Origin of the sequence: Streptomyces kebangsaanensis (assembly GCF_001906585.1) — a bacterium.
Classification (GTDB): domain Bacteria; phylum Actinomycetota; class Actinomycetes; order Streptomycetales; family Streptomycetaceae; genus Streptomyces; species Streptomyces kebangsaanensis.
In genome coordinates this window covers 143,697-147,898 of record NZ_JUJA01000058.1, presented here as the reverse complement: position 1 = coordinate 147,898, position 4,202 = coordinate 143,697, and the positions used below count along the sequence as shown (strand labels likewise).

General features: G+C 75.3%; 3 protein-coding genes and 1 pseudogene. 3 read left to right on the top strand and 1 reads right to left on the bottom strand.

Annotated features, from left to right (window positions below):
* On the bottom strand, positions 1-734 hold a 734-nt coding region (locus RH94_RS08850; protein ID WP_073947073.1), incomplete at its 3' end, for an HAD family hydrolase.
* 580 nt (positions 735-1,314) lie between these two features.
* On the opposite strand from RH94_RS08850, the gene ssd reads away from it, so the two are divergent.
* From ssd to RH94_RS08835, 3 genes and pseudogenes are all read left to right on the top strand, one after another.
* Complete coding sequence (gene ssd, locus RH94_RS08845; RefSeq protein ID WP_073947072.1) at positions 1,315-2,418, top strand: septum site-determining protein Ssd; 1,104 nt, start codon at positions 1,315-1,317, stop codon at positions 2,416-2,418.
* A gap of 86 nt (positions 2,419-2,504) precedes the next feature.
* The gene (locus RH94_RS08840) at positions 2,505-3,680 is read left to right on the top strand and encodes a TadA family conjugal transfer-associated ATPase (protein ID WP_073947071.1); all 1,176 of its coding nucleotides are present in this window, start codon (positions 2,505-2,507) and stop codon (positions 3,678-3,680) included.
* Positions 3,673-4,202 (top strand): annotated as a pseudogene (locus RH94_RS08835) (type II secretion system F family protein); the annotation flags it as partial. The gene RH94_RS08840 and the pseudogene RH94_RS08835, both read left to right, overlap by 8 nt.

Below are 4,202 nucleotides of genomic sequence, written 5' to 3'. Positions count from 1 at the left end.
GGTACGGAGAAGGCGGGCAGCCGCTGCTTGAGCCGCACCGGCCGGTGGAAGTCGAGAATCGGCCACCCGCGCGCGACGGCCTCCCGGCGCAGTGCCCGGTCCGGGTTCACGGCGTGCGGACGGCCGACCGACTCCAGCATCGGCAGGTCGGTCACCGAGTCGCTGTAGGCGTAGCAACGGGCCAGGTCGTACCCCTCGGACGCGGCCAGCTCGCGGATCGCCTCCGCCTTCGTCGGGCCGTAGGCGTAGTACTCCACCTCGCCGGTGAAGCAGCCGTCCTCGCCCACCACCATCCGGGTGGCCACCACGCGGTCCGCCCCGAGCAGTTCACCGATCGGCTCGACCACCTCGGCGCCCGACGTGGACACGATGACCACGTCGCGTCCGGCGGTGTGGTGTTCCTCGACGAGGGACGCGGCCTCGTCGTAGATGATCGGGTCGATCAGGTCGTGGAGCGTCTCGGCGACGATCTCCTTGACCTGTTGCACGTTCCAGCCGCGGCACAGCGCGGACAGGTACTCGCGCATGCGCTCCATCTGGTCGTGGTCGGCGCCGCCGGCGAGGAAGACGAACTGGGCGTACGCGGTGCGCAACACGGCCCTGCGGTTGATCAGACCGCCTTGGTAGAAGGACTTGCTGAAGGTGAGCGTGCTCGACTTCGCAATGACCGTCTTGTCCAGATCGAAGAAGGCCGCTGTGCGGGGCAAGGAGTGGTTTTCCACGCCCCTGAGCATAGGGGCAGCCCATTCGGCGTAAGGTGGGCGCGTGGGTTTGCCTGAGAGGGCTCTCGGGTACACCATGGAAGTCACGGATCGTTCGCGACCGTGCTAACCCGGTCCGACTCCTCCCCCCCCGAGTCGGCCGTGGAGACGACCCCCGCTCTCCCCCCCGGCGGGGGTCGTCGCATGTCCGGGTGGGTTTCTCCCTCTCTGTCCGCAGTTGCCCCGCCGTCCGGGCCGCGCCGTGCGGCGTTCGCCGCCGTCCCGCGATCCGTCACGTTCTGTAGTTGTGGCGCTGCTCTGCGGAAGTCGTACGGGAACCAGTACACGGGTCACCGGTATGGGTGAAGGCGATATTCACAGCCGCCGAGTTGTCCACAGTTTTCGACCAAGATCCACACGATTTTCCGGATCGCTGCACCGTGATTCCGACGCGCACCTCTCGCGGCGAGTTCATGGCCGGTTCCGATTGCCGGGCGCGTATGGCCGGTTCGTATCGGCCTCCATATGAAGGCCGGTCGCCGGTTCTTCACATGTTCGGGATCCGCGGGGCCGCAGGGGCCGCGCGCGGTAAGCAGCGAAGGGGGACCGGCCCGTGTCCGGAACCGTCACACACGATCCACCGCCCGGCACTTCAGGGCGGCAGGGCGGACCGCTGATCGTCACCGAGGACGTCGAGCTCCTCGACGACCTGCTGCGCTTGTGCGCGGCGGCCGGCGCCACCCCCGAGGTCCATCACGGGGTGCCCGAGCGCCGGGGCGGCTGGGAGGGCGCACCGCTGGTGCTGGTCGGTGACGACGCCGCCCGGCGGGTGCGCGGAGCCCCGCGCCGACGTGGAGTGGTGCTGGTCGGCCGCGACCAGGACGACTCCGGGATCTGGCGGCGCGCGATCGAGATCGGCGCCGACCACGTGCTGGTGCTGCCCGAGGGCGAACAGTGGCTGGTCGACCGCATCGCCGACGTCGCCGAGGGCGTCGGCAGGCCCGCACTCACCGTGGGCGTCATCGGCGGCCGCGGCGGGGCGGGGGCGTCCACGCTGGCCTGCGCGCTCGCCGTCACCTCCGCGCGGGAGGGCCTGCGCACCCTGCTCGTGGACGCCGATCCCCTGGGCGGCGGGCTCGACGTCCTGCTCGGCGGGGAGACGGCCGAGGGGCTGCGCTGGCCGGCGTTCGCCGCCTCGCGCGGGAGGGTCGGCGGCGGCGCCCTGGAGGAGTCGCTGCCCGAACTGCACTCGCTGCGCGTGCTCAGCTGGGACCGCGGCGACTGCGTCGCCGTGCCGCCGCAGGCCGTGCGGGCGGTGCTGGCCGCCGCCCGGCGGCGCGGCGGCGCCGTGGTCGTCGACCTGCCCCGTCGCGTGGACGAGGGCGTCGCCGAGGCCCTCGCCCAGCTCGACCTCGGCCTGCTCGTGGTCCCCGCCGAACTGCGCGCCGTGGCGGCCGCCGCGCGCGTGGCCTCCGCGGTCGGCATGGTCCTGCGCGATCTGCGGGTGGCGGTCCGGGGGCCGTACGCGCCCGGCCTCGACGACCGCGAGGTGGCCCGGCTGCTCGGCCTGCCGCTGGCGGGCGAGGTGCCCGTGGAGCCGGCACTGCGGCGGCCCGGCGAGGGCGGGACACCGCCCGGCGCGGTGGCGCGCGGGCCGCTCGCCCGGTTCTGCGCCGCCTTCTGGGAGCGGGCACTGATCGAGGCGGCCGCCGCATGAGCACGGTTTCCGAACAAGGGCGGACGGGCGAACGGACCCCCTCGGCGGGCACGCCCCGGAAACCGGGGCCTGCCCACGGACCCCGGATGCCTGTCCAGCTGCTGGACGGCGTACGGCAGTGGCTCGCCGAGAGCGGGGCCGAGCCGACGCCCGCGCGGGTGGCGCAGGCCCTGCGCGAACAGGGCCGGGTGCTCGGGGACGCCGAAGTGCTCGGGGCGGCCGAGCAGTTGCGCTCCGAGCTGATCGGCAGCGGCCCACTGGAGCCGCTGCTCGCCGACCCGTCGGTGACCGACGTCCTGGTGTCGGCCCCGGACCGGGTGTGGGTGGACCGGGGGCGCGGACTGGAGCGGGCCGCCGTCGCCTTCCCCGACGCGGCGGCCGTACGACGCCTCGCGCAGCGCCTGGCCGCCGTGGCGGGGCGCCGGCTGGACGACGCCCGGCCGTGGGTGGACGCCCGGCTGCCCGACGGGACCCGGCTGCACGCGGTCCTGCCCCCGGTCGCGGTCGGCTGCACCTGCCTGTCCCTGCGGGTCGTACGGCCGCGCGCGTTCACGCTGGACGAACTGGTCGCGGCGGGCACGGTACCGCCGGGCGGCGACCACGTGCTGCGGGCGCTGATCCGGGCACGGCTGTCCTTCCTCATCAGCGGCGGAACCGGCACCGGCAAGACCACGCTGCTCAGCGCGCTGCTCGGGCTGGCCGGTCCGGACGAGCGGCTCGTGCTCGCCGAGGACTCCGCGGAGCTGCGGCCCGACCATCCGCATGTCGTCCGCCTGGAGACCAGACCCGCCAACCAGGAGGGTGCGGGCCTGGTGACCCTCGAGGACCTGGTGCGGCAGGCGCTGCGGATGCGGCCGGACCGGCTGGTCGTGGGCGAGGTGCGCGGCGGCGAGGTGGTTCATCTGCTGGCCGCACTCAACACGGGCCACGAAGGCGGCTGCTGCACGGTCCACGCCAACGCGGCAGCGGACGTCCCCGCCCGGCTGGAGGCGCTGGGCACCGCCGCCGGGCTGGACCGGGCCGCGCTGCACAGCCAGTTGGCGGCCGCGCTGTCGGTGGTGCTGCACCTCGTGCGGGACCGCTCCGGGCGGCGGCGGATCGACGAGGTGCGGGTGCTGGAGCGGGACGCGTCGGGGCTGGTGCGGACGGTGCCGGCGCTGCGGTGGGGCGCGGAGGCGTTCGTGGAGGAGCGGGGGTGGGAGCGGCTGCGGGGGCTGCTCCGGCCGGAGAGCAGGAAAGGGAGCGGTGGGCGCGATGGGTGAGGGGTCGCTGGGGTCGCTGTCCGCGGTGGCGGCCGTGGGGTGTGCCGGAGCGGCCGTGTGGCTGCTGGGCGGGCGGCATTTCGGGGCGCGGCGGGCGCGGTTGCTGTTCGCCGACGGCGGGGCGGTGGGCGCGGGGCCGCCGGGCCGGGACCGGATCCTCGGTGAACTGGCCCGCTTGCGCGGACGGTTGGGCCCCGAGTGGTGGGCGCCGGTCGCCGGGGTGGTGCTGGCGGTGCTGGGCGCCTCGGTGCTGCCGGTCTTCGCGGGGGCCGTGGGGGTGCCGCTGCTGCGCCGTGCCCGGCTCGCCCGGGACGCGCGCCGTGAACAGGAGCGGCGGGCGGACGCGGTGATCGCCCTGTGCGGGGCGCTCGCCGGTGAGGTGCGCGCCGGGCGGCAGCCGGGCGGGGCGCTGCTGTGCGCCGCGCGGGACTCCGGCGGGCTCGGCGACGCGCAGGCGGCGGTGCTGGCGGCGGCCCGCTTCGGCGGGGACGTGCCCGGTGCGCTCGCCGCGGCGGCGCGGCA

Excerpts from the sequence above, each read along its gene's own strand:
- RH94_RS08840 (WP_073947071.1), top strand. The coding sequence starts at position 2,505 with ATGCCTGTCCAGCTGCTGGACGGCGTACGGCAGTGGCTCGCCGAGAGC.